At 57.3% G+C, this 267-nt stretch carries 1 protein-coding gene; it reads left to right on the forward strand.

All coding sequences use genetic code 11. The features are described 5' to 3' along the window. Window positions 1-267 (forward strand): hypothetical protein (locus Q4563_RS20235; RefSeq protein WP_303605787.1); only part of this gene is annotated, 267 nt, incomplete at both ends.

A 267-nucleotide genomic window follows, 5' to 3' on the forward strand; every position in this document is an offset into this window, starting at 1 on the left:
CTGTCACGGTGATCTATGCGGCGTCCATGCACCAGAACTGATTGAGTATTCCGCAACGGCAATTAACAGCCTGCTGGCCCTGAGTCTGGGATTGGCCATGGTGCTGGGGTCGCGCCTGTGGCAGCTACAGCGGCGGCATCGGCAACTGCAATTGATGCAGCACCTTTCAACTCTGGATCGCCAGCGCAATATACGACTGGTGCCATCGACAAGGCGTCTGGCCTGGTGTGTTGGCTTTTGGCAGCCGGTGATTTACCTGTCACAAGG

This window comes from Gilvimarinus sp. 1_MG-2023, from assembly GCF_030548285.1.